Annotated in this window: 1 rRNA gene; it reads left to right on the forward strand. The window is 54.1% G+C overall.

The annotated features are described in order from the left end of the window. Nucleotides 1–710, forward strand: a 23S ribosomal RNA gene (locus tag IE178_RS37145); the annotation flags it as partial.

Genomic DNA, 710 nt, shown 5'->3' on the forward strand with positions numbered 1-710 from the left:
GTACTCCCCGAAAGGCATTTAGGTGCCGCGTCGGATGGTCACCGTGAGAGGTAGAGCGACCGATAGGACAAGAGGGCTTCACCGCCTATCGAGTCCTGACGAACTCCGAATGCTCACGGTCTGCAGTCCGGCAGTAAGGGGGCGGGTGCTAAGGTCCGTCCCCGAGAGGAGAAGAATCCAGACCGCCGTCTAAGGTCCCGGAGTTCTGCCTGAGTTAGTCTAACGAAGTCTGGTCCCTATGACAGCTAGGATGTTGGCTTGGACCCAGCCATTCATTCAAAGAGTGCGTAACAGCTCACTAGTCGAGGAGTCGGGCGTGGATAATAATCGGGTATTAAGTTGTCTACCGAAGCAGTGGGATCATTGATATGATCGGTAGGGGAGCATTCCAGTCGGCGTCGAAGGCGTACCGTGAGGTATTCTGGAGCGTCTGGAAAAGCAAATGTAGGTATAAGTAACGATAAAGGGGGTGGGAAACCCCCTCGCCGAAAGACTAAGGTTTCCTGATCAACGCTAATCGGATCAGGGTCAGTCGGGTCCTAAGGCTCAGCCGAACGGCGATGCCGATGGCAGAAACGGTTAATATTCCGTTACTACCTTCAGGAGTGACGTGGAGACGCAGTAGTGACAGTGCCGCCATCTGACGGAATAGATGGTTGAAGGGTGTAGGAGTCGATCATGGCAGGCAAATCCACCATGAGATCCGAACC

The sequence above is a fragment of the Streptomyces griseoloalbus genome, assembly GCA_014650015.1.
Classification (GTDB): domain Bacteria; phylum Actinomycetota; class Actinomycetes; order Streptomycetales; family Streptomycetaceae; genus Streptomyces; species Streptomyces griseoloalbus.